Raw genomic sequence first — 25,402 nt, 5'->3', positions numbered from 1 at the left:
TTTTTATAAATTTTAGGAAAAACACAGAAATTTAACAAATAAAGGTGTGGAAATATTGATAATAGTTGGCAAATGCCGACTAAATGAGATTCTTAAATCTAAAAAAATGACACAGACTGAATTAGCTATCAAGGTAAATATGAAACGGCAGCAAATAAGCGCATATGCAAATAACGACAGAGAGATGAGTTTAAAGACTGCTGCAAACATCGCATATCAACTTGATGTTGCTATTGAAGATTTATATGATTTCGTTTTGTCGAGAGAGCAGTGAGTTTTCTCACTGGATCCCATTGTCAACTATGTAGTTGCTAACTATATTATTTTCCACATCCAACTAAATGTCAATCTAAGTCTTAATAAAAATATTAAGTGAGGATAATTAATATGAGAACAGGTCTCTATAAAAGGGTTTCAACTGACATGCAAGTAGAAGAAGGGGTATCTCTTGATAATCAAGAAAGTAAATTAAAAGCTTTTTGTGAATCACAAGACTGGGTTATAGTAAAAGAATACGCTGATGAAGGAATTTCTGCTAAAGATATTGAAAATCGACCAGGAATACAACAAATGATTAAAGATATTAAAAATCAAAAAATTGATGTTGTTCTGGTTTATAAGCTAGATCGCTTAGTGAGAAGAGTAAAAGATTTACATGAATTATTGCAAGTAATGGATGAATATGATGTTAAATTCAAATCGGCAACAGAACCGTTTGATACAACAACACCTGCTGGTCGTTTGTTTATAACGATGGTCGCAGCTATTGCAGAATGGGAACGCGAGACTATCGCTGAACGAGTGTACGATAATCTGAAATATAGAGCAGAACAAGGATTGGTAAACGGCGGACCTGCTCCGCTTGGATATGACTGGGAAGAAGGAGATCTCGTTGTTAATCAAGAAGAAGCTAAATATGTTCGATATATATTTAATGCTTATTTAAGTAAGGGGATGACTAGTATTGCTATAGATTTAAATACCAAAGGAGTAAAAACAAAAAACAACAACAGATTTTCCCAAAAAGCAGTTGAACGTATTTTGAAAAACCCTATTTATGTGGGTAATGTGCGCTGGAGTAGTAAATCACGCAAAACAGGTAAATTGATAAAAACTCCAGAACAAGAAATCATTACGCCAATTGGTCAAGAAAACTTTGAACCAATCATAGATGAAAAAACATTTGAACAAGTTCAGTTACTTTCAAAAAAGAGACTTAAAAACAACTTTAAAGGAGATAATGATTATTTGTTTTCAAGGTTACTTGTATGTAACAGATGTAATACGCGATTAATCTCTCACAAGAAAAAAAGAGCTAATGGTAATTATTATAGATACTATACATGTAGAGAAAAAGACCACTTTAAAGGATGTAATTTACCTAGTGTATCTGAAGTATCTGTCGAGAAGAAATTTCTTGAACTACTAACCCTCGGTGAATTTAAAATAGCAGATACCGATAATGAAGATGTTCATGAAGACTTACAAAACGAACTAAAAAAACTTTTAAGAAAGAAAGATCGAATCAAAGAGTTGTACTTTGATGGCGATATTGATAAACAAGAATATACAAAACGCACGCAGCCTATTCTTGAATTAGAAGCAAATATAAAGAATAAATTAGAGTCTAAATCTGTTCGTACCTCTAAACAAGAAATTATCGAAATGGCTGAACATGTAAAAGAATATTGGGATGTACTTTCTCGTGATAATAAAAAGAAAGCATTACAAACAATTATATCCAGTATAAAAATTGAAGTTTTAAAATCCGGCAATCCTAATGCTAAAACAACTGAAGAAAGGTACTCTACAATAGAAATAACCGATATAGAATTCTCTTAATGACTACCGTCCCCTTTGTGTGACGTATGAATGGGGCTATAGCGGTGGACCCGCTCAAGCTGTCTCTCCTATTGGACCTGTGCGCGACGTTCTCACTTATGCAGCTAGTGAAATTCCTTCTCAAAAAATTATGATGGGGCAAAATTTATACGGTTATGATTGGACATTACCATATAGACCAGGTACAACTGCTAAAGCCATAAGTCCGCAGCAGGCAATAGATATCGCTAGACAATTTAAAGTAAATATTGAGTATGACTACACGGCTCAAGCACCTTTCTTTAAATATCGTGATGAATCTGGAAAAGAACATGAAGTATGGTTTGAAGATGCCAGCTCTATCCAAGCTAAATTTGATTTATTAAAAGAACTAAATCTTCGCGGAATGAGCTATTGGAAACTCGGATTAGCTTTCCCACAAAACTGGCTACTTCTAGATGATAATTTCAATACTGTGAAAAAATAGTTCATTTAATATCATAAATTATATTCTTTAGATTATTTTTCAGTTCATACAACAACATAATCGGAACTTCTTTATTTCCATTCCACTCTTTTCTTAGACAAGAGATTGGCGGATTTGTTTCGTCTACTAACTCACACATCTCAATCGTAAATGCAGGCTTATGAAAGGTTGTAATAAACCAGTCCGTATAGCCACCACCTACAGCATTCTCTTCAGGGAGATCCAGTTTATAGCCGGTTGTACGGGCGATTTTCTCTGCTAAATAATAATCTCGTTCAATATCCTCTTTCTTCGTATGATAATACCAAAACACTTGTTGTCCCGACGTATGATAAGACAAAGAAAGAATAGGCTTTCGCTCCATCGTAAAACGAACTAATGATTTTACTTCCTTTGCTTGAACAGGCTTCTTACCACGATAGTGTTTATATGATGGCCAAGCAGGTATCTTCTTCAACTTATGCCAACCAGCAGGATATTGGCGATTTAAGTCCACACCTTTTCCATTCGCCTTCCATCGATTAAACGATGAGTGAAATGAATTCATACTAAGTAACTTCAATGCTTGAGATAGATCATGCCCTGCTAACCCCTTCTGTTGAATAGTAACTCCATCAGGGTTCAACATCGGAATAAAGATTAGTGATATATCATCAAATATCCGAGCTGAATAGCCATTAATAGTAGTATCTGCCGAATAAGCATGAACATACTCCTTCATAAGTTTCATTAGAAATTGACTCGTTATCCATTCACGACCATGATGTGATCCGATAAGGAATATACTCTGTTTCCCTTTACCAATTTGAATATAAGAAAGATCTTTTCCCCACTCACTTTTACCAATTGAACCAATTTGTATTTTTTCACGATAAATATTTTGTAAGTTGAACACTTCTTCTTCCATTTGTTCATATGAATAATAGGAAGCATCTGCCCTTATAACACTCGTGTTCATGAACAAAAATAATAAGCAAAAAGGTATAACTACTTTCATGAATATGCTCCTAACATGTTGGTAATATGTTCTCACGTTTGTCCAAGTTTTTCATAGCAAAGTTTTGATGATACGGTACAAAATAAAGTTAATCTCCTTATAAAGGAGGCAGATGCCATGAACAAAACTGATTATGATCGAGCACTCTATTATACGCATCGTTCCGAGTGGGATAATTTATTGATTCTGATGGTTAGGACAAAAGATCATTTTTTATCCAAGAAGATTGAACACTTCTTACATGCGTATCGTTTTGAACATGACTACACCACTATCCAACGAAATCTCTACACGCTACTTCGATATCTCGAACATGCATCATGCATGACACAACATGATGTACTATATGAATCCTATTCATAGTTTCACGATTATTAATGGAAATATACTTGATTGACCTTTCGGAAATGTTTGGAATGAAGAAATAAGCTAATTTAACGAAACAACATATATGGACTAAAAAGAGCTAGAATTTTCTAGCTCTTTTTTACAATTTAACTGTTTATAGATAGACACACTTTGCCACCCCATACTATAATTTCTTATGACATACTATGGAGGTGTGACAATTTTGAATCATAAACAAAAAGAAAACATTTTGTTTATAGCCTGGGCAGTGTCCGTAATTGCAACTTTCGGGAGCTTATACTTTTCAGAAATAAAACATTTTGAACCTTGTACATTATGTTGGTATCAACGAATTGTTATGTATCCATTTACTGTCATATTAGGTATAGCATATGTTAAGAAAGACTTTCGTATTAGCCTATATACCATGATTTTATCTGGAATTGGAGCAATGATTTCAACTTATCATTATGCGCTTCAGAAAGTTCCTTTTATTTCTGATGCCGCTAATATATGTGGGCGTATACCTTGTACAGGACAATATATTAATTGGGCTGGCTTTATAACCATACCACTCCTAGCACTTACTGCTTTCATTATTATTTTCATTTGTAGTTTTGCTATTTGGAAGAATACTAAGGAGGCTAATTAATGAAGAAAATCATTATTTTTTTAGCAATTATTATTGCACTATTTGCAGGAATCGCTTTTATGAATAGCGTGCAAAATAAAGAAAAAACAGCTGACAATCCATACGGAAAAGAAGATTTGGAACCATTAACAATTGATCTACTCGATGATGAAAATTACCAAAACATTATTACACCAAAAAATCTTGAGAAAAAATTAGAAAATGAAAAACAAACTTTTGTTTATTTCTTTCAACCAGATTGTTCTTTTTGTAAAATAGCTACCCCTAAATTAATGGCAACTGCTAAAGAACAAGGTCTAGATATAAATCAATACAATTTGATGGAATTTGAAGAGGGCTGGGATCAATATGATATTGAGGGCACTCCAACATTAGTTGTATATGAAGATGGCAAAGAAGTGGACAGAAAAGTTGGAGACGATTCAGAAAAAGGCTTCAAAGAATTCTTACATACACACGAAAAATAAAACGACAAAAGCGCCGTAAACGGCGCTTTTTAACATATTATTTGATTTTTAGCTTCTGTAAATGTAACCACGCAATTTTTTGTTTGAATCCCTTTGCGGAAACATTGTAAAGTAAATGGAAAAAGCAAACCAAAATGATTTATAATTTGAGCATTACGTTTAAACAATTCGTCATATTGACTGTAATCTAAAGATTTGCTTACATGTTCAATAATTGTTGTTATAACTTGCAAAGCAGTCATTAGTTGATATGCTTCTTTTAATGTCCCATGGTAATTGTTTTCATAGATCGAAAATTGCAGTAACCCCATCTCATCGTACTTGTTAAGATCTTGGCTAGTAATATAACTTGGAAGAATGGTTGATCGTAGGTGAAACAAGGCTGTTTCTATTTCTCGCTCTTGTTCCTCCGTTGAAGAGAAGACGATTTTCAATTTTACCCCCACCTTTAATTCGTATGTTAAAAAAAAGCATCCCTTGTAAGAATAACATAAATTATCAAAATTTGGGTTAGGAAATAAAACTATTTTTAATTTTAGTAGTACAAAATTCACATTAAATTACTATTGTTTTACAATAATATCAATCGAGAGGTAGGTCTATTCACCATGATACAAACAAAGAAAAAAGGATTATATATAGAAATTCTCATACCTAAAAAGTGGGTAAACAAGTCCATAGATACACTTCTGAAAGATTATTGGAAAGTGCCCAAGAAGCTAATGCATGAGTGGCGCATGAACAAAGATGTATTAATTAATGGGCAAGTTGTTTCATGGAATATCCCATTACCGACAGACACTAAGCTAATGTTGCCCGTATATAAAAGCAACCCTACTTCAATTGAAACAACATATATGGATTTAACGGTTCTGTACGAAGATGATCATCTACTAATTGTTAATAAACCTGCAGGAGTTGAAACTCATCCTTCCAAACCAAATCAAACAGATTCTTTACTAAATGGTGTTGCATATCACCTTTTAGTGGAAGGACATAGTGGTGAGTTTAGACATATTCATCGACTTGATCAAGATACAACAGGAGCGATTGTTTTTTCAAAACATGCTTTATCTGGAGCTATTCTTCAAAGAATGTTGGAAGAAAGACTTATAAAAAGATCTTACAAAGCACTAGTCCATGGCAAAGTCCTAAAGAAAAAAGGCACAATTAACGCTAATATAGGAAGAGATCGTCATCACGCAACTAGAAGACGGGTTTCCCCTTCTGGACAGCACGCAGTAACTCATTACAAAGTTTTACACTATTACCCTAAGAAGGACTTAACACTTATTGAATGTCAGCTAGACACAGGTCGAACACATCAAATTCGTGTCCATTTAAGTCACCTAGGGCACCCACTTGCTGGCGATACGTTGTATGGTGGACAACCTATCTATCATCGACAAGCATTGCACGCATATCAAATAAAACTCACGCATCCGATTACTGAAGAGCCTTTACTAATTGCAGCTCCATTCATTGATGAAAAAAGCATATTTCCTGAATAACTCTTTTATGCAAAAAAGGCATACCGCAATAATGTGGATATGCCTTTCCTTATAACTTTGTTTTCTATCATATGATTAAGCTTTTCGCATGCTTTTCAAAATAAGACTTAAAAGGAATACAAAAATAATGGCGCCAATCAATGCTGGAAAAATTGCAAAACCCCCAATATCTGGCCCAAAGTCTCCTAATAATAATCCACCTAGCCAAGCTCCGATAAACCCTGCAATAATATTGCCAATAATCCCGAATGGAACATCTTTACCAAGAATAGCACCAGCGATCCAACCGATTATACCACCTACGATTAAAGTCCATAATAAGCTTAACATAACATTACCTCCATTTATTTGATGAATAAAGTGAAACTTTAATCGGTGGGGGTGTTCGTCCATCCCCCACCGATTATTAGTTGAACCAATCGGGTTCTTACTGGCGCTTAATCTCCCTCTTAAACGTCTCGCTTTTACTTTCGTTTTGAAGTGGGAGGCTTAGCGCCAGTTTGAACGGGATACGTTTATATGTTTACCACTATCGAAAGATGTGAAACATAAAGTAGAGAACTTTATTCAAGAGCAAATCGGTCTCTGATTTCGGCATAATTATTACAGTTTTATTACAAAATTAGACTGCATCATACAATTTATTACTCAAATACATGCATATTGTGTAAATTTAATGTAAATTTGTTAAATATTCAAACTCTCTTTTGTTAAGATTATGTAAATTTATAATTTATTTCTTTATTCCAAAACGATTTATAAGTAAAATTACTACGGTGAGTTAGTTTTCTAATTTATGTTATAAAACTAATCATCATTTTTTAACGAACTTGGATAGTGGGGGTATTAACAATATGGTTTTCAATTCAAAAAAGGATAAATTTACTACTCTTTTGTTTGAAATTGCAGAGAATTTAAAACAGGGTGCTGATTATTTCGCAGATTACAAGCTACAAAACATTAGCGATTTAAAAGTATTCACTGAGAAGATGAAAGAAATTGAACATAAAGGGGATAGTTTTGTTCATGAAGTAATCATGGAGCTTAACAAAGCATTCATTACTCCAATTGAACGTGAAGATATCCTTCATCTAGCAATGAGTATGGATGATATTCTTGATGGATTAGAACATTGTGCAGCCATCTTTGAAATGTATTCAATCACAACTGCAGATGAATATATGTTGAAATTCGTTGATGCAATCCGCAATAGCACATATGAAATCGAAAAATCCGTAAATTTATTAGCTTCTAAGAAGTTAATGAATATTCGCGATCATGCCATTAAAATTAAAGACTACGAATCCATCTGTGATGGTATCCATCGTCAAAGTATTAAAAACTTATTTGCTGTTGAGAAAGACCCAATTCGCATCATTCAATATAAAGAAATATATGAAAGTCTTGAAGAAATTGCAGATTGTTGCCAAACAGTCGCAAACACTCTTGAAACTATCATTATGAAGAATGCTTAAGGAGACTAATTTACAATGGATACACTACTAGTCTTAACCATTTTAATTGTAATTTTCGCATTAGCATTCGACTTTATCAATGGTTTCCACGATACAGCTAACTCAATTGCAACAGCTGTATCAACAAAAGCATTAACACCAAGAAGAGCCATTATTTTAGCTGCTACAATGAACTTTGTGGGTGCTATGACTTTTACAGGGGTAGCAAAAACGATCACGAAAGATATCGTTGACCCATTTACTTTAGAAAACGGATCTGTTGTTATTCTTGCAGCCTTAATCGCAGGTATCACATGGAATTTAATCACTTGGTATTACGGTATACCAAGTTCTTCTTCTCACGCGATTATCGGAAGTATTGCAGGAGCTGCAATTGCAGCAGCAGGTTTTGAAGCACTTAATTTTCAAGGTTTCTTAAAAATCTTACAAGCATTAATACTATCTCCAATACTTGCATTTACTGTTGGTTTTATCGTATACAGCATTTTCAAAGTAGTATTCAAGAACAATAATCTACCTAAAACGAATAAGCGTTTCCGCTATATTCAAGTTGCTACTGCTGCATTACAGTCATACACACATGGAACAAACGATGCACAAAAAGCAATGGGGATTATTACGATGGCGTTAATCGCTAACGGATATACAGACTCTACAGATATTCAAACTTGGGTCCAAGTATCTTGTGCCCTTGCAATGGGACTTGGAACTGCTGTTGGAGGCTGGAAAATCATTAAAACAGTTGGTGGAAAAATCATGAAAATCCGCCCTATTAATGGGGTTGCAGCTGACTTAACTGGAGCAAGTGTTATCTTCGGTGCAACAGCAATCGGATTACCTGTAAGTACAACGCACGTTATTTCTTCTTCTATTCTAGGTGTAGGCTCTGCCCACCGTTTAAAAGGAGTAAAATGGGGTACTGCTCAACGTATGTTAATTACTTGGGTTATTACATTACCAATTTCAGCAACGCTTGCTGCAATTACCTACTACATTTTAAATATCTTTTTCTAAGAAAAAGATCTGTTTTCGACCTGCCTTGAACCGCTTCAAAAAAGAGCTCGTGAATTACAATCTATGGATTATAATTCACGAACTCTTTTTTTGTGGTCAAAATAGGTAGCTCTTAAATTAGCGATAAAGATGATAAAAACATATGGTATTATATAATTCTCAGGCGTAACAGACTGATTATTATGACAATAACATACATATATATTAAGATACTTACAACGGAATAGGCAAAGGGGGAATAAACGTATGAATAGTCCACACCCAAGCAGTATATTCAAAGGCATCCATGGTGATTTAGTAGAATTCGCCGACAGAATTAGTAATGTTCTCGGCTGCCCCATTACAATTGAAGACGCAAACCATCGAGTATTAGCATATAGCATCCATGATGATTTAAGTGACCCTGTTCGGATAACAACGATTATGAATAGAAGAGTTCCTGAAAAAATCATTAATAGTTTATGGAAAGAAGGCGTAATTCCCTCCCTATTAAAAGATGATTCGCCAATCATCATCCCTTCCATGAGTGAGTTGGGATTTGGTAGACGAGCCGCGGTTTCCATTCGAAAAAACCAAGAAGTAATAGGATTTATATGGGTTTTAGAAATTAATAAAACATTTTCTAAAGATGATTTGCACTTTCTAAAGCTTGCTGCTAAAGAAGGCAAAAATCAACTTCTCCAAGCTTTTGGCAAGAAAAAACGAAATCAAGAAAGTCATCAGGAACTTCTATGGCAATTGCTAACGGGCCATTTTGACACAGAAGTTGAAATTAAGAGTATCTGTTCTGAAAACGCTATCTCGCTACCTGCCAGTTATAGCATCATTGTGTTTACATTTCCAAATACAATTGATGCAACCATCGAACGTAACATTTCATATACATTAGGTACTACCCAAAAAATTAAAATATCTCTATACACAACAGACCAGCAACGATTAATCATCGTCGCTAGCCCGTCCAACCAAAATGATTTTACACAATCTCTTACAGATTTTATTGAATCATTCCTATCTCAAATGAAAGTGCGCTTTGAAATCACAAATATATATGGAGCATGTGGTCCTACATACTCTACGTATACACAAGCGAAAGCTTGCTACCAGGAAGCACTTTATACGTTATCTTTACAACAGGCTTTTCCTAATAAAATAAAGCATTTATTCAATTATGCTACCTTAGGCATCTATCAATATGTACAAACTATCTATCACAGCAGAACAACAAATATATATAAACAAAGCATAGAACAATTGCGTGATTATGATCATAAAAACCATTCAAATTTAGTCGATACACTAAAGACTTATTTAGAACAAGATGCAAATCCATATGATACGGCAATCGAGCTACATTTACATGTTAATACTATTCATTATCGCCTTAAACGAATTAGTAGTATAGCCAAGATCAATCTAAAAGACCCCTTACAAAAAATGGCGTTATACCTAGAATTCATTTTCCAACAATACGAAAATTATATAAATTCAAAAAAAAGCGACACTTTTTCATCTTAAAAACGTACTTGTATCAATAAAGTGAAACTTTAATCGGTGGGGGTGGTCGTCCATCCCCCATCGATTATTAGCTGAACCAATCGGGTTCTCACTGGCGATTCATCTCCCACTTAAACGTCTACTTTCGTTTTAAAGTGGGAGCCTTAGGCCAGTTTTGAACGGGATAAATTTATGATTCCAAATGCAAAGGAAATGATGGTAATGGAGAATAAAGAAACACTCACGGAAGCTTTACAATTCGTTGAAAAATGGGAAAAAGATCAGAAAGGATTGTGGTTCTGGGAACGATTAGGCCGCCTTCCTTTTAAATTACTAGATAAACTTACACCCGCTTTCATCCAAAATAAAATGGGAGTTTTACTTGATGAAATTGGCGGCTATATTCAAAATGGTGGCCGTTATTTAACGCAAGAAAAAACATTATTAAAGAACATAAAAAACGATAACCCTTCCCTACCTATTGAAACGATAGATGATATTAAACATGTACCTATACAACAAATGATTTCAACGAGTGAAGCATTGAAAAACGATAGATCCAAGTTAGCAACCGTTCAAGGAGCATCCACAGGCTTCGGAGGAATCTTCACCTTAGCAATCGACATTCCTGTCATCCTCGGATTATCTCTTAAAACATTACAGGAAATAGCCATCATTCATGGTTATGATCCAAATAAAAAAGAAGAACGTATTTTCATTATTAAATGTCTGCAATTTGCTTCTGCTGATATTGTGGGGAAAGAAGCGATTCTTAACGAATTGTCAACAGCTCATCAAAGAAATACTAAATCACAAGAAATGATCTCTCAATTACAAGGCTGGCGTGAGGTTGTATACACTTATCGCGATCAATTCGGCTGGAAGAAACTCTTCCAAATGGTGCCGATTGCCGGAATGATTTTTGGTGCTTTTACAAACCGTTCTATGATTCAAGATATTAGCGATACAGGAATGATGCTATATCGAAAAAGAAGAATTCTAGAAAAATTAGAACGTGTTGAAACGCTAGAGCAATCAGAAAAATAAAGTCTGGTTAATCTGGTTAATCTCCGTTCTTTCGAAAGTGGTGTTTGTAGAATTCTACAAATACCACTTTTTAATTTTTTCAAAATTCACAAATAAATAACATTAAATAGTGATTATACTTTTATTAAGATTTCTAAACATTAGATGGAGGTTATAGAATCATGCGTATATGTATACCAAAAGAATTAAAAAATAATGAAAATCGTGTGGCAATAACCCCAGCAGGAGTTATCGCTTTAATAAAAAGTGGACATGAAGTATTCATAGAAAAAGGCGCCGGATATGGAAGCGGTTTCAGTAACGATGCATACTTAGCGGCAGGTGCAACTATTATCGAAGAAGCAGCTACATTATGGGAAAAAGCAGATATGATTTTAAAGGTTAAAGAACCGCTTCCAAGCGAATATCAGTACTTCCGACCAAATCTTATTCTTTTCACATATTTACATTTAGCCGCTGAACCAGCATTAACAAAAGCATTGAAAGAAAAAGGTGTTCTAGCCATCGCTTATGAAACAGTATCTCAAGGAGGTACCTTGCCATTATTAACACCTATGAGTGAAGTAGCTGGTCGAATGGCTTCACAAATCGGGGCCCAATTCCTGGAGAAAATGAATGGTGGAAAAGGCATTCTCCTAGGTGGTGTTCCAGGGGTTCGACGCGGTAAAGTGACCATTATTGGAGGTGGAGTTGTTGGAACGAACGCTGCCAAAATAGCTGTTGGTCTTGGTGCAGACGTAACAATGCTTGACCTTAGCCCAGATCGCCTACGTCAATTAGATGATATTTTCGGTAACCAAATTTCAACCGTTATTTCTTCACCTTTCAATATTGCCCAAGCGGTTGCTGAATCAGATCTTGTAATTGGTGCAGTGCTTATTCCAGGTGCTAAAGCACCTAAACTCGTAACAGAAGAAATGGTTAAAACAATGTCTCCTGGATCTGTTGTCATTGATGTTGCAGTTGACCAAGGTGGAATTTTCGAAACGGTTGATCATATTACAACTCACGATAACCCGACTTATGTGAAACATGGTATTGTTCATTATGCAGTTGCCAATATGCCAGGTGCTGTTCCACAAACATCTACAATCGCACTAACAAATGTAACGATTCCATATGCATTACAGATTGCTAATAAAGGTGCATTTTCAGCAATTCTTTCAAATCCATCGCTAGCAAAAGGAGTCAATGTAGCAAATCATCAAATTACCTTTGAAGCTGTTGCTAACGACTTAGGCTATGATTATGTACCTGTGGAAGTAGCGATTCAACAAAACGGAACAAATACTACAGTCAATCATTAAAATCATGATACGAAAAGCAGCCCTAAATATGTATAGGCTGCTTCTTTTTTCACCTCTTCATCTCTCCTCCTAATTTAAATGGTTATTTACTTCCCCTTTTGCACACTATAAAAAAATATGTTACATGTGTAATTTGTTCATAAACTTTTCACAAATATGAATAAATATACAAATTAAGCTTCTTTTATTAATTTTAGTATTTTTTGAAATTAATATATTGTTATAATTATCAGTATTATTACAAGCTGTAATTAATGTGTCAAATTTTCCAATGGTATTATTATTCAATTGACTGAATAAAGAAATTGTCATACAATAACAACATCTTTTAATTTTATTTTAGTATAACTTTAACGTAATAAAATTCTCAAAATTCTTTCAGGAGGCAATATAAATGGGTACAACTACGAATCCACAGAAACACACAAGTAAACACCCACCAGGGTTATACTTGTTGTTCTTCACAGAAATGTGGGAACGATTTAGCTACTATGGAATGAGAGGTATTCTTGTTCTTTATTTAACAAAAGAGTTAATTGAGGGTGGATTAGGTATGAACTCGACCCTTGCATTAACCATTTACGGTTTTTACACTGGTGCTTGTTACCTATCACCATTAGTTGGTGGCTGGCTTTCTGATATGTACTTAGGAAAACGTTTTGCAATCACACTAGGTGGTATTACAATGGCACTTGGTAACTTTGTTATATTCTTAGGCGATGCACAATGGGCTATGTTCACAGGTCTAGTTTTATTAATTATCGGTAACGGATTCTTCAAACCAAATATCTCGACACTTGTTGGTGAGTTATATGAAGAAAATGATCCGAAACGTGATTCAGCTTTCACAATCTTCTACATGGGTATTAACCTCGGAGCGTTCTTCGCACCTTTAATTATTGCACTTGTAACAGATAAAATCATGGGTGGTATGCACGGCGATGTATTTGTACATGGCTACAAGTATGGATTCTTGATTTCATCAATCGGTATGGTTATTGGACAAATTCTATTCAACTTACTTGCTAATAAATACTTAGGAGATCTTGGTAAGAAGCCAAGCCGTAATGAAGTAGTTGGTGATGTTGAAGCGAAAAACAGACCACTTACAGCGGTTGAAAAACAACGTACAGCCGCGATTCTTATTTTAGCAAGTATTGTTATTTTCTTCTGGGCTGGATTTGAACAAGCAGGAAGTTCATTAACACTTTACACAGATAAATTCGTTGATCGTACAATCTTTGGATTTGAAATTCCAACACCTTGGTTCCAATCGGTAAACCCATTGTTTATCATCTTATTAGCACCACTAGTTTCTATGCTTTGGACGAAACTTGCTCGTTCTAAACGTGGTGATTTACCTTCACCAGTTAAAATGGCAATCGGGATGATTCTTCTAGGTGTTGGATACATGGTTCTTTTAATTGCTGTATTGGGCACTGGAAGCAATGAAGAAGAAATTGTTAACAAAGCACATATTATCTTTATCGTATTAACATACTTCTTCCATACACTTGGTGAGCTATTCCTATCACCTGTTGGATTATCTACTGTAAGTCGTATCGCTCCAGTGAAGCTAGCCTCACTATTAATGGGTGTTTGGTTAGCAAGTTCAGGTATCGCAAACATTCTTGCAGGACAACTTGCTTCTGTAACACAATCTTTAGGATACTTAGAAGTATTCGCAGCAATTGGTGCTATGGCGATTTTACTTGGATTAGTTCTTCTAGCATTCTCGAAAAAAATTGCAAAAATGATGCATGTAGATTAATTTCTTATTCTCAAGCTGACTCGAAAATCGAGTCAGCTTTTTTCTTTTTATGTGTAGTATAATAAATTCAATATTATAAAAAATCTTCTTTACATATAAAAGATGAAGGAATTTAAAAACAAAGGGGATTATATGATGAAACGAAAGGATATGATTTTTCAAGCCATTCATGAACATTTCGGTTATATTACCGCGTTTACAACAATCGAATTAGCTGAAAAACTGCAAATCAGCAGGGCAAATGTTAGTAATGATTTGAATGCTTTAGTAAAAGAAAACAAACTAAGTAAAACCACGACACGGCCAGTTCAATTCATACTTAATCAATCATACTCAAAGCTATCTGTACCTGCTGAGCAAAGCATCAAACATATGGGTTTCTTCGACTCTTATTATAAAGAGAATATTAGTCTTCGACCAGCTATCGATCAAGCCAAATCCGCTGTGTTATATCCCCCTAACGGAATGCACACATTAATACTTGGTGAAACAGGTGTAGGTAAATCGCTGTTTGCTTCGATTATGCATGCTTTTGCCATCGATTCTGGAAGATTGAAATCTGACGCTCCTTTTATCGTATTTAACTGTGCGGACTATGCCAACAATCCACAATTGTTACTTGGACAACTGTTCGGTGTAAAAAAAGGTGCTTATACAGGTGCTATAGAGCAAAGAGGATTAATTGAAAAAGCAAACAATGGAATATTATTTCTAGATGAAATCCATCGTTTAACACCTGAAGGTCAAGAAATGTTGTTTACCTTTATTGATCACGGTTACTTCCGAAGATTAGGTGAAACTGAAAATGAGAAAACATCTAATGTACTCATCATATGTGCCACGACAGAAAATCCAGAATCTTCACTTTTAAACACATTCAACCGACGAATTCCTATGCTAATATCTCTGCCACCTTTGCGTGAACGAACATATGAAGAACGCTTTTCTCTCATTAAGCGCTTTTTCTCTGAAGAAAGTAAACGAATTGGCATGAATATAACCGTAAGTGCCAACTCTATTCGTTCATTCTTATTCTATCAATGCCCTAATAATATTGGTCAGTTGAAAACAGATATACAACTCGCTTGTGCGAAAGCATATGCTGAGTACATTACAGGTAAAAGAACCTCAATCAAAATATATAGTACGGATTTACAATGGTACATTAAAGAAGGATTGTTCATAGAGAAGAAAACAAAACACTCGCTAACATTCCACAACAACGAATATGTTTTTAACGTTACTGAAGGTCTAGTCGCAAATGAGACTTCAACATCTACTACAATCTACGACCAAATTGATTATAAATATGAGGAACTAAAAAAACGTGGAATTGAAAATGCTGAGCTAGCCGTGTTAATGGAAAACGACATTCAAAACTACTTTACACATTACTTGAACAAAATTAACCGGAAAGTTTCCAAAGACAATCTTCTTAAAATTGTATCTAGAGAAGTGGTAAATGTCAGTGAAAAAATCATTACCCTCGCTGAATCAACATTACAACGAAACTTTGATGAGAAAATCACGACTGGTCTTTGCTTGCATATCCAAACACTTCTACAAAGAATACAGGCAAATAAACCCATTTATCATCCAAATATTAATGCTATTCGCCAAACATATAAACAACCGTTCACTTTAGCATTAGAATGTATCAAAATAATCGAAGATGCATTCGAGGTCCATATTCCATTTGATGAAGTTGCCTTTATCACAATGTTTTTCGTAACAGAAGGTGAGGAAAGCTTATTTTCCCAACCAAAAATTATCGTATTAGCACATGGAAATGGCATAGCTAAAGAAATGGCATCCGTAACAAATCACTTACTTAATAACGATTCTGTCACCGGGATTGATATGCCATTACATGAATCACCTAAAGACTTTCTCGATCGTGTAAAGAACTTTATTCGGTCCATTCAAACTCCATCAGGTATTTTGTTGTTAATTGATATGGGCTCATTAACCTTTATTGGTGAAATGATTGAAAAGGAATTTCATATCCCTATACGAGTGATTACAATGGTAAGCACACCGCATGTCATAGAGGCTTCACGTAAAGCCCAAATAGGCTATTCGCTAGAAGAACTATATCAAGACGTTAAGAACTTAACACCATTTTATGTTCAAACAAAGAAAGAAGCCGCTAATGAAAAAACGATGCTAAAAAGCGTCATTTTAATAGCATGTTTAACAGGTGAAGGTAGTGCAATTGCAATCAAGAGAATGCTAGAAAATTACTTGCATTACAATAAAGACATGATCGATATTCTTCCTATCAGTATTTATGATAAAAAAGAAATGTACAGCATGATTTCAAAGATTACAAAAGAGCGTAACATTCTTTGTATAGTATGTAATTTCGATCTTCACGTACCGTTCTTAACCTTCCATTTAAAAGATATACTTTCTATGAAAGCGACAAAATCAATTCAAGAACTCATAACAAATGAAGAGGTATATAACCAAATGTCTCATATTCTCGATGAAACCCTTCATATTACTGATGGTAGTCATTTAGTGAATAGCATACGAAAAGCACTATTAGATTTACAAAATAAAACAAATAAAGTTGTAAACTACGAAAGCATGACTGGTATTGTGCTTCATATTAGCTGTATGGTTGACCGTTTACGAAAAAGCCAGCCTCTCACCAACTTTCAAAATAAAGAAGAACATATTCACAACCATTATCGACTGTACATCAAGACGAAAGAATGCTTACAAGCACTCGAGACAAACTACAATATCTCCATACCAGATGATGAAATTTGCTACATCATGGATATCTTTTTAAAGAATGAAGAAACGATACCAAATGCAATTCATGAGTAGATAAGCCAAGTTCATATGAACTTGGCTTATTCCTACTTCTTTATTTTAATTTCAGTGGCTGTAAAAAACCGTTTAGAAATTTATGATAATGATGTCATACGATAAGGATTTAATATCGTGTTGATTTGCTCTTCAGTTAATACTTCATATTTTAAACAAAGTTCTCGAACTGTCATGTTAGTTGTTAATGCTTCACGAGCTATTTTTGAAGCCATTTCATAGCCAACATAAGGAGCAATTGCCGTAACAATACCAATACTACGATCTACATACTGCTTCATTAATTCTTCATTAGCTTTGATATCTTTCAAGCAATACTCTGTAAATGCTTCAAATCCATTTGTCATAATACGAATAGATTGTAATAAATTATGTACAAGTACTGGTTCCATAACATTTAACTCAAATTGACCAGCTTCAGAAGCCATGCAAATTGTTGTGTCATTTCCAACAACTTGGAACGCAATTTGATTAATAACTTCTAACATAACTGGATTTACTTTACCTGGCATAATTGAAGAACCTGGCTGTCTTTCAGGTAAAAGGATTTCTGCTAAACCAGCTTTTGGTCCAGAAGCCATTAGACGTAAGTCGTTACAAATTTTTGAAAGGTTTAGCATCGTTATTTTTAATGTACTAGATACTTCTGTATAGAAATCTGTGTTTTGTGTTCCGTCTATATAGTTATCGCATTGGATGAATGGCTGTTTTGTAAAACGTGCAATTGCTTCTGTAACGATTTCAATATATTCTGCATTTGCATTTAAGCAAGTACCAATTGCAGTTGCACCAATATTAATTTCATATAAATGTTCTTTTGCTTGTGAAATTCTGTTGTAATCTCGTTCTATTACTTTTGCATATGCAGCAAATTCTTGCCCTAAACGAATAGGTACTGCATCTTGTAGGTGAGTTCGCCCCATTTTAATTACTTTGTCAAATTGCTTTGATTTTTCTTTAAAAGTATCAATCATGCCCTCCATAACGGTTAATAATTGGTCTAGTAATGTTATGGTTGCTATATGAATCGCTGTAGGAAAAGCATCATTTGTTGATTGTGACATATTGACATGAGAGTTCGGGCTGATTTTTTGATAGTCACCTTTATTATATCCTAGCAATTCAAGCGTTCGGTTTGCAATTACTTCGTTCATATTCATATTAAGAGAAGTACCAGCCCCACCTTGAATCGGGTCAACGATGAACTGATCAAACCATTTTCCTGCGACGATTTCATCTGCTGCTTGCATGATAGAAGTAGCTATTTTTTCGTCTAACTGATTTGTTTGGAAATTTGCATACGCCGCAGCTTTTTTAACAATCGCTAATGCGCAGATTAAATATTCATCGCATCTTTGACCAGTTATCGGAAAGTTTTCTTTAGCTCGAACGGTTTGAATACCATAATAGACATCAGTTGGGATTTCTAAAGTACCTAGAAAGTCTTTTTCAATACGCATTTTGCACCTCATAGAAGTTTTAATGGATGTAATTGTTTTGCAGCAATTAACACGGCAAGTTTAATTCGAGCTTTTTTGCTGTCATAATCTTTTCCAAGCATTGCACCTAACTGCTAAAGTTCATATGCACCGCCGCTATCTTGGTTTGTAGGGTAAACTTGTCCGCTTTGTGCACTTGTTATGACAACGAAAGGAATTCCTTTTGCAATCCCTTCTTTAATTGCATCGACCATAAAAGGTGATACTTGACCACGACCAACACCCTTTAAAATTATTCCATCTACGCCAAGTTCAATAGCACATCGAATATATTTATCATCTGCATCTAAATAAGATTTGATGATATCAATTTTAGGAAGGGGGGTTATTAAAGTATATGTTTCATGATGAACAGGGAGTTGATATAAAATGATTTCTTGTCCATCGATAAAACCCAATGGTCTAGTAATCGATTGGAAGCCGTGAATATTAGATGAATGTACTTTTTTCACATAAAGTGCAGTCCAAATGTAATCATTAAATACTACAATAACACCGGCATTTTTTTACGGTTCATAGCAAGCGGCAATCATTGCATGTTTTAAATTTGTATGTGCATCTGAACCAGCATTTTGAATAGAGCGTTGTGAGCCTGAAATCACAATAGGATTATTCATTTGTACAGTCAAATCTTAAAAAATATGCTGTTTCTTCTAAAGTGTATGTACCGTGTGTTACAACAATTCCAGTATAACGATTTTCTTCTATTAGTAAACTAATTTGATTTTGAATGTATAGAACATATCAAAACTCATTGTAGCACTAGATACTTGAAATAAATCATACACATCAATTTCAAAATTCTAAGAATAATAGATAAAAATCCATATCAAATTCAATTCATGAGTAAATAAGCCAAGTTCATATTGAACTTGGCTTATTTACTCATTCTCTTAATTCACAGTGGATAAAAACAATTTTACTCTTTTCTAGATAGAGATTGGTTTATCGGTGTTATTTGCTACTTTTTCGATATATGCATAATATTCCTGCTTTATTCCTGCTTACTTATGTCCATATGTTTTTGTTCCGCATCTAAAAGATAACCTATGAGATCAGTAATCAAATAGTACCCCTCTTCATCTCTATTTCCTTCTATTTCAAAAACACTCCATGCAAATCCTCTAAACTCATCTTTATCCCCTGATTGTAAGCAAGATATACAACTCTATACTAAGTTGGATTAATTTTAAATCTTCTGTTGTGAAATTAGGATTTTTAAAGAATTCTATTTTCTTCAATTCTAGAAACACCCTTGTTCTTGATTCGATCATTCCACGAGTTAATAAGTGTAACCCGTATGTAATATACAAAAAAAAACAGATTGCCTAAGCAATCTTTTTAAACGAATGGATTACACGACTAACTCACAGCCATGAGGTAACCTCGCTTTCATTAATATTTCAAGCTCCTTCAAACGAGGCAAGAAATATGATGTTCCTTTTTGTAGGTCAATATCTAAATAAGCAGGATGACACATCACTTCCACCGTCTGCCCTTCATCTACTTTGGAAGTCAAATTTGCAAAATAATCTTCACATACTCCCTCATCATAAAAATCAAATAATGCAACATCACTATACATTTCTACACCTTCCATCGTATCTTTACCATTTCTTCTAACCGGAACATTGTATTTTTGGGCAAGCTTACGGGTAACGTCTTGCAACTTTGGATGCATATGCATATGATGATGACTATCAAAATGATTAGGCTTTTTCCCAAACGAAAGAAATCGCTGAATTTGAGCTTCCCACTCTTTCTCTACTTCATCCAAATCAAGATCGAAATTCTCCTTTAACATGGAGAATGTTTTAAAGTTTCCATTACTTTCAATAAGTGAGTCCACCCCTTCTTTCAATATTGGGGCACCCGCAGTTAACACAAGGTGAATACCAATCGTTAATTGACGGTATGGAGCCGCTAATCGAAAAGCATGTTCAACAGCATTCATATTCATCATCATTGTTGTTGAATTAACAAGGCCAAACTGATGAGCGTCGATAACACCAAAATTCAATCCCCTTGAATAACCAAAATCATCCGCATTTACAATAACACGAATCATACTAACATCACCGATCCTTTAATATAGCCTTCTAATTAAACTGAGGTAAATGTGGTTTATGTGCTTCTAGCATTTCATCAAGTATTTGCTTTGCAATAATATCTGATGGAACGAGTGGATTAATTGTCATCGCTAATAGTGCTGTTCGATAATCACCTGTTACAGCCGCCTCGCAAGATACTCGTTCGAATGATTTGATTTGTTGTACAAGTCCTCTAACTGCAACTGGTAAATCTCCCATCGCAATAGGTTTAGGGCCATCTTTCGTAATCACACAATTTATTTCTACTGCAGAATCATTTGGTAAACTCGCAATCGCTCCATTGTTTCGAGTATTTACTGGCTGAATATCTCCTTTATTATTGTAAATAGAAGCTATTAAACTACAGGCTGCATCACTATAGTAAGCTCCTCCTCTTTTTTCTAATTGTGGTGGTTTAATATCTAGATTAGGGTCTTTATACAATTCAAACAACTCTGCTTCTAGCTTTTTAACAACTTCTCCACGACAGCCACTTTCCAACGCTTGTTCTTTTTCCTGCTGTAACATTTCTTTCGTCTTATAATAATAGCGGTGATATGGACAAGGAATGGCTTGTAGAGCTTGTATGAATTCAGGTTCCCAATCCAATGCCGCAATGTTTTTCATAGACATCGTACTGTCTTTATTCGTTAATTGGTTAATAACTTCTTCCGTCACTTCTTTTCCATCTACATAGACATGTAGGCCAAACACCATATGATTAAGTCCAGCAAAATCAATATGGACCCGCTCTGCTTCTATACCTAACATTTCCGCTACTTGCATGCGAATATGTATAGGAACATTGCACAGTCCTACTACTCTCTTAAAGTTCGTATAGCGAAGAACAGCTTCTGTTACCATTCCAGCTGGATTCGTAAAATTAACGAGCCAAGCATTTGGACATAACTCTTCTATATCTTTGACGATATCTAGAACAACAGGAATCGTACGTAACGCTTTAAATAAACCACCTGGCCCATTCGTTTCTTGCCCAATAACTTCATACTTTAACGGGATTTTCTCATCCAAAATTCGTGCATCAATCTGACCAATACGCATTTGTGTTGTAACAAAATCGGCATCAATCAATGCTTCTCGACGATTCAAAGAAAGATGAATTGTAATTGGCACATCCGCTTTTTCAACCATTCGTTTTGCTAGATTTCCCACAATTTCTAATTTTTCTTTGCCTTCTTCAATATCTACAAGCCAAAGCTCACTAATCGGAAATTCATGGTAGCGTTTAATAAAACCTTCTACTAGCTCTGGCGTATAGCTTGAACCTCCACCAATGGTAACAACCTTAACTCCTTCTTTCATCATTTCATCTACCCTTTCGATTCATTTTTACAATCGGAAAGAAGAGAATCTAATTGAGATTCTCCTCTTCACTTTGTGTTTAGCTCTTTCTAAAAAAATTCTTATAGAGCTAAGGGCCTGCTGCTCTTCATTATTTATCTTCTGCCATTTTCTCATGTAAGAAAATAATTTCTTCTGCTAATTCCTTCACTGTAATAGATGTCATTAAATGATCTTGCGCGTGTACCATGAGTATTGTTACGTCATTCTTAATACCCTTTGCTTCCGCTTGAATAAGTGATGTTTGTGTACGATGCGCTTCATTTAGCTCTTGTTTTGCAGCTTCAACCTTTTGCTTCGCTTCTTCAAACTTACCTTCTCGTGCTAGATACATAGCTTCCATAATATCGCTGCGGGCATTACCGCTGTGAAGTATAAGTTGAAAAGCGATCTGGTCGACTGATAAAGATGCTGTCATGATGCTTCCTCCTTTTTTGACAAAAACTTGCTACATAGAATGTGTAATATTTGCTTCTTCTTTTGCTTCATTAACCTTCTTCTGATCCATGCGCTCTTGAACCATTACAAATGGTAAATAAATAACTACCGAAATGACAAGATTAATAGCAGCAAGCACAGCGCCAGATACATGGGCTCCCGTTGCTAAATAACCACCAAAGACTGCTGGCGTTACCCACGGAATGGTAGTTACAACTGGATGAACAAATCCTAAATCTATCGCCAAGTAAGAAATAATTGTTAGGATAATAGGCGTTAAAACGAATGGTACTAACCAAATAGGATTTAATACAATTGGCATCCCAAATAGAACAGGTTCATTAATTTGGAAAATACCCGGCGGCATTCCCAGTGCCACCATTTGTTTTCGTTTTCTTGAAGCAATCCATAATGCAATCAATAAACCTAAGGTTGCTCCTGATCCTCCTAAGAAAACAAAAGCGTCGAAGAAAGGTCCAGCCATAATAGCATATTGTTTTAAATCCGTTACACCTTGTGCATATAAATCAATGTTTTCATTACCTAATTTAGTGAATAATGGTGTCGTGATTCCACCAAGAATATTTGGTCCATGTAAGCCCAGTGCCCAGAATCCATGAATAAGAAGTGCTAAAATGACAGCGAACGGAAGTGAGTCTGCTGAATTTGTAAGTGGAGCTACCAACACTTTGTTAATCCAGTCATGGAAATATTCCCCGTTTGTTGCCATACGGAATAACAAACTTACAAGCCCGAATAAAAAGATTGTTAGCATTCCAGGAAATAATTTCGCAAACGATCTTGATACTGCAGGCGGAACTCCCTCTGGGAGTCTAATAACTAAATATTTAACTTTAGCAAGTCTTACAAAAACTTCAGTTGCTAGCAACGCAATTATAATACCGGTGAATAAGGCCGTTGAATTAAAATATGATAAACCAATAAAACTACCTGAAGTACCTGTCACATCTTTTCCGTCAATATTTAATGTAATAGTCGCTACACTAGGGGATATAACAAAGAAGCACGATAAAGAAACCAGCATCGCTTCAAAACCATCATCGCCGTATGATCTAGCTAACTTATAAGCGATACCAACAACTGCAAAAATCGTCATAAATGCAAACGTTCCAAACCAAATGTCACCGCCTAGCTGGCGATAATTCTCACCAAACAGCGCCAACATCATGCGATCGTAAGGCTTAATCGCTTGCCCTAAATTATTTACTAGCACTGCAAGTGCTCCTACCATCGTAATTGCTAATATACCAATAAGTGCATCCCTAACAGCTAATAAATGCCGTTGATTTCCAAGCTTAGTTGCACCAGGAAGAATATATTTTTCCATAAACTTCATCATAACCATTCATCCCCTTTCTCAAATCATCACCTTTGGACTTATGCTTTACTTCCCGCCAAACTAATGGCTTGATTCAATACTTTCTCACCATTCATCATGCCGTAATCCATCGGGTTTATAACTTCCACTTTTACTCCTTTTGGTTCTGCAAGTGCTTTCATTTGATTCAATAGAAATCTCACTTGAGGTCCTAACAAAAGAACATCCGCTTTTTGAATGTGATCTCTAGCTGCCTCTCCAGAAACTGCCCAGATTTTTGCTGAAATTCCTTTTTCCTCTGCTGCCTTCTCCATTTTTGACACGAGCATACTCGTCGACATTCCAGCAGAGCAAACTAATAAAATGTTCATATATGATTCCTCCTTTTTTGATTATTTCTCAGCATGTCTGGCTGATTTGGCTTTTACACTTACTTAATATGCAAATACCATGCCATTATTTAAGTGGCATTTGTAAAAACCGAGCTATTAACACAAACTACACAGAGTATAAATAAAGCGCTTTCTTTTTGAATTCATTATTTTTTCGTAGTGTTTTGTTACAATATCGTTAGTGTTTCATTAACAATAATTAGTGTTTTATTTTTAATGTATAGGAGGTTTGAAGCATGAAAAATAATGCTCACACACTTTCTCTGGACTTGTTACCAGAGAGTTTCTATGAGCAGCCAACATTGCAATTAGCTAAAAATTTATTAGGTTGCTTACTGGTGAAAGAAAGTGAAGATGGCATTACCTCTGGCTTCATCGTCGAAACAGAAGCTTATCTTGGTCCAGAAGACCGAGCGTCACATAGCTTTAATAACCGTCGAACAAAACGAACAGAAATCATGTTCTCTAGTCCAGGTCACATTTATACATATCTAATGCACACTCACTGTTTAGTCAATGTCGTGTGCGCGCCTGTTGAAACACCAAATGCCATCTTAATTCGTGCCATCGAACCTTTCACAGGCAAAGAAATCATGCTGCAACGCAGAGGCCTACAAGATCTAAAGAAAACAACCAATGGACCTGGAAAATTAACAAAAGCTATGAATATCACCATGGAAGATTACGGAAAAACATATTATTCTTCTTCATTATATATAGCAGCTGGTTTTACCCCTACACATATATCTGAAGGCAAACGAATTGGCATTCAAAATTCCGGTGAAGCAGTAGATTATCCATACCGTTTTTGGGTGACGAGTAATACATTTGTTTCGAGGTAATTGTACTGAAGTATTTTTGAGTGGTGGGTACTTGATTTATGAGTTGTCATATTCATATTTGAGCCGCCATTCTATTTTATGAGCTGTCGTTTTGATTTTTGAGCCGTCATCTTAGTTTATGAGTTGTCGTTTCGATTTTTGAGCCGTCATCCTATTTTACGTGCTGTCGTTCCGATATTTGAGCCGTCTTCCCATTTTATGAGCTGTC

The 25,402-nt window shown here is 35.1% G+C and carries 25 protein-coding genes and 2 pseudogenes; 15 read left to right on the top strand and 12 right to left on the bottom strand.

Annotated elements, in window-relative coordinates; all coding sequences use genetic code 11:
• Positions 1-46: 46 nt before the first annotated feature.
• From V7014_RS06395 to V7014_RS06385, 3 genes and pseudogenes are all read left to right on the top strand, one after another.
• A complete protein-coding gene (locus V7014_RS06395; RefSeq protein WP_335505306.1) occupies positions 47-274 on the top strand; it encodes a helix-turn-helix transcriptional regulator in 228 nt (75 codons plus the stop codon).
• A gap of 113 nt (positions 275-387) precedes the next feature.
• Positions 388-1,842 carry a recombinase family protein gene (locus V7014_RS06390; protein ID WP_335505449.1) on the top strand — a complete coding sequence of 485 codons (1,455 nt, stop codon included), beginning with the start codon at positions 388-390 and terminating at the stop codon, positions 1,840-1,842.
• A gap of 19 nt (positions 1,843-1,861) precedes the next feature.
• Positions 1,862-2,308 (top strand): annotated as a pseudogene (locus V7014_RS06385) (glycosyl hydrolase family 18 protein); the annotation flags it as partial.
• A 1-nt stretch (position 2,309) separates the two neighbouring features.
• Here the strand turns inward: V7014_RS06385 and V7014_RS06380 are convergent.
• Positions 2,310-3,305 carry a M14 family zinc carboxypeptidase gene (locus tag V7014_RS06380; RefSeq protein WP_335505304.1) on the bottom strand — a complete coding sequence of 332 codons (996 nt, stop codon included), beginning with the start codon at positions 3,303-3,305 and terminating at the stop codon, positions 2,310-2,312.
• A gap of 117 nt (positions 3,306-3,422) precedes the next feature.
• Here V7014_RS06380 and V7014_RS06375 point away from each other — a divergent pair, with 117 nt between their 5' ends.
• The 3 genes from V7014_RS06375 to V7014_RS06365 all read left to right on the top strand — a co-directional run bounded on the left by V7014_RS06375 (position 3,423) and on the right by V7014_RS06365 (position 4,772).
• Entirely contained in the window at positions 3,423-3,668 is a 246-nt protein-coding gene (locus V7014_RS06375; RefSeq protein WP_335505302.1) for a YhdB family protein, read from the top strand.
• 208 nt (positions 3,669-3,876) lie between these two features.
• Positions 3,877-4,305, top strand: a complete 429-nt coding sequence (locus tag V7014_RS06370) for a disulfide oxidoreductase (protein ID WP_438824880.1) — start codon at positions 3,877-3,879, stop codon at positions 4,303-4,305.
• The gene (locus tag V7014_RS06365; protein WP_335505298.1) at positions 4,305-4,772 is read left to right on the top strand and encodes a thioredoxin family protein; all 468 of its coding nucleotides are present in this window, start codon (positions 4,305-4,307) and stop codon (positions 4,770-4,772) included. Before V7014_RS06370 ends, V7014_RS06365 begins: the two co-directional genes overlap by 1 nt.
• Positions 4,773-4,801: 29 nt before the next feature.
• Here V7014_RS06365 and V7014_RS06360 read toward each other — a convergent pair whose 3' ends face one another.
• Complete coding sequence (locus V7014_RS06360) at positions 4,802-5,206, bottom strand: DUF5365 family protein (RefSeq protein ID WP_335505297.1); 405 nt, start codon at positions 5,204-5,206, stop codon at positions 4,802-4,804.
• Between the two features lie 174 nt (positions 5,207-5,380).
• On the opposite strand from V7014_RS06360, the gene V7014_RS06355 reads away from it, so the two are divergent.
• On the top strand, positions 5,381-6,283 hold the full coding sequence (locus V7014_RS06355; protein ID WP_335505295.1) for an RluA family pseudouridine synthase: 903 nt from the start codon (positions 5,381-5,383) through the stop codon (positions 6,281-6,283).
• Between the two features lie 75 nt (positions 6,284-6,358).
• Here V7014_RS06355 and V7014_RS06350 read toward each other — a convergent pair whose 3' ends face one another.
• Positions 6,359-6,613 (bottom strand): GlsB/YeaQ/YmgE family stress response membrane protein, encoded by a 255-nt coding sequence (locus V7014_RS06350; protein WP_335505294.1) that lies wholly within the window; start codon positions 6,611-6,613, stop codon positions 6,359-6,361.
• Between the two features lie 524 nt (positions 6,614-7,137).
• On the opposite strand from V7014_RS06350, the gene V7014_RS06345 reads away from it, so the two are divergent.
• The 7 genes from V7014_RS06345 (at position 7,138) to V7014_RS06315 (ending at position 17,232) form a co-directional block, all read left to right on the top strand.
• Complete coding sequence (locus tag V7014_RS06345; RefSeq protein WP_335505292.1) at positions 7,138-7,758, top strand: DUF47 domain-containing protein; 621 nt, start codon at positions 7,138-7,140, stop codon at positions 7,756-7,758.
• A 15-nt stretch (positions 7,759-7,773) separates the two neighbouring features.
• Positions 7,774-8,772 carry an inorganic phosphate transporter gene (locus V7014_RS06340; protein WP_335505290.1) on the top strand — a complete coding sequence of 333 codons (999 nt, stop codon included), beginning with the start codon at positions 7,774-7,776 and terminating at the stop codon, positions 8,770-8,772.
• A gap of 246 nt (positions 8,773-9,018) precedes the next feature.
• Positions 9,019-10,290 carry a PucR family transcriptional regulator gene (locus V7014_RS06335; RefSeq protein ID WP_335505288.1) on the top strand — a complete coding sequence of 424 codons (1,272 nt, stop codon included), beginning with the start codon at positions 9,019-9,021 and terminating at the stop codon, positions 10,288-10,290.
• A gap of 201 nt (positions 10,291-10,491) precedes the next feature.
• Positions 10,492-11,316, top strand: coding sequence for an EcsC family protein (locus tag V7014_RS06330; RefSeq protein WP_335505447.1), 825 nt, complete (start codon positions 10,492-10,494; stop codon positions 11,314-11,316).
• 161 nt (positions 11,317-11,477) lie between these two features.
• Positions 11,478-12,623, top strand: coding sequence for an alanine dehydrogenase (ald, locus tag V7014_RS06325; protein ID WP_335505287.1), 1,146 nt, complete (start codon positions 11,478-11,480; stop codon positions 12,621-12,623).
• 394 nt (positions 12,624-13,017) lie between these two features.
• Positions 13,018-14,394: a peptide MFS transporter gene (locus V7014_RS06320; RefSeq protein WP_335505285.1), complete on the top strand. Its 1,377-nt coding sequence runs from the start codon at positions 13,018-13,020 to the stop codon at positions 14,392-14,394.
• Between the two features lie 135 nt (positions 14,395-14,529).
• The gene (locus tag V7014_RS06315) at positions 14,530-17,232 is read left to right on the top strand and encodes a sigma 54-interacting transcriptional regulator (RefSeq protein ID WP_335505282.1); all 2,703 of its coding nucleotides are present in this window, start codon (positions 14,530-14,532) and stop codon (positions 17,230-17,232) included.
• Between the two features lie 80 nt (positions 17,233-17,312).
• Here V7014_RS06315 and aspA read toward each other — a convergent pair whose 3' ends face one another.
• The 9 genes and pseudogenes from aspA to V7014_RS06275 form a co-directional block, all read right to left on the bottom strand.
• The gene (aspA, locus tag V7014_RS06310; protein ID WP_438824879.1) at positions 17,313-18,692 is read right to left on the bottom strand and encodes an aspartate ammonia-lyase; all 1,380 of its coding nucleotides are present in this window, start codon (positions 18,690-18,692) and stop codon (positions 17,313-17,315) included.
• A gap of 113 nt (positions 18,693-18,805) precedes the next feature.
• Positions 18,806-19,129, bottom strand: coding sequence for a hypothetical protein (locus V7014_RS06305; protein WP_438824884.1), 324 nt, complete (start codon positions 19,127-19,129; stop codon positions 18,806-18,808).
• Positions 19,103-19,348: pseudogene (locus tag V7014_RS06300) on the bottom strand (asparaginase domain-containing protein); the annotation flags it as partial. The gene V7014_RS06305 and the pseudogene V7014_RS06300, both read right to left, overlap by 27 nt.
• A complete protein-coding gene (locus V7014_RS27200; RefSeq protein WP_438824883.1) occupies positions 19,341-19,463 on the bottom strand; it encodes an asparaginase domain-containing protein in 123 nt (40 codons plus the stop codon). The gene V7014_RS27200 and the pseudogene V7014_RS06300, both read right to left, overlap by 8 nt.
• Before the next feature lie 622 nt (positions 19,464-20,085).
• Positions 20,086-20,799 (bottom strand): chitin disaccharide deacetylase, encoded by a 714-nt coding sequence (chbG, locus tag V7014_RS06295; protein WP_335505277.1) that lies wholly within the window; start codon positions 20,797-20,799, stop codon positions 20,086-20,088.
• A gap of 31 nt (positions 20,800-20,830) precedes the next feature.
• Positions 20,831-22,144 (bottom strand): 6-phospho-beta-glucosidase, encoded by a 1,314-nt coding sequence (locus V7014_RS06290; RefSeq protein WP_335505443.1) that lies wholly within the window; start codon positions 22,142-22,144, stop codon positions 20,831-20,833.
• Between the two features lie 130 nt (positions 22,145-22,274).
• The gene (locus V7014_RS06285; protein WP_335505275.1) at positions 22,275-22,601 is read right to left on the bottom strand and encodes a PTS lactose/cellobiose transporter subunit IIA; all 327 of its coding nucleotides are present in this window, start codon (positions 22,599-22,601) and stop codon (positions 22,275-22,277) included.
• A 30-nt stretch (positions 22,602-22,631) separates the two neighbouring features.
• Positions 22,632-23,981 (bottom strand): PTS sugar transporter subunit IIC, encoded by a 1,350-nt coding sequence (locus V7014_RS06280; protein WP_335505273.1) that lies wholly within the window; start codon positions 23,979-23,981, stop codon positions 22,632-22,634.
• Positions 23,982-24,019: 38 nt separating this feature from the next.
• Positions 24,020-24,331: a PTS sugar transporter subunit IIB gene (locus V7014_RS06275; protein WP_335505271.1), complete on the bottom strand. Its 312-nt coding sequence runs from the start codon at positions 24,329-24,331 to the stop codon at positions 24,020-24,022.
• 257 nt (positions 24,332-24,588) lie between these two features.
• Between V7014_RS06275 and V7014_RS06270 the strand changes: the two genes are divergently transcribed.
• Positions 24,589-25,194 (top strand): DNA-3-methyladenine glycosylase, encoded by a 606-nt coding sequence (locus V7014_RS06270; RefSeq protein WP_335505269.1) that lies wholly within the window; start codon positions 24,589-24,591, stop codon positions 25,192-25,194.
• Positions 25,195-25,402: the final 208 nt, after the last annotated feature.

Source organism: Bacillus sp. JJ722 (genome assembly GCF_036963345.1).
GTDB lineage: Bacteria > Bacillota > Bacilli > Bacillales > DSM-1321 > Bacillus_AD.
Note: the sequence above shows the minus strand (reverse complement) of the source record. Positions and strands in the feature narration are given on the sequence as shown.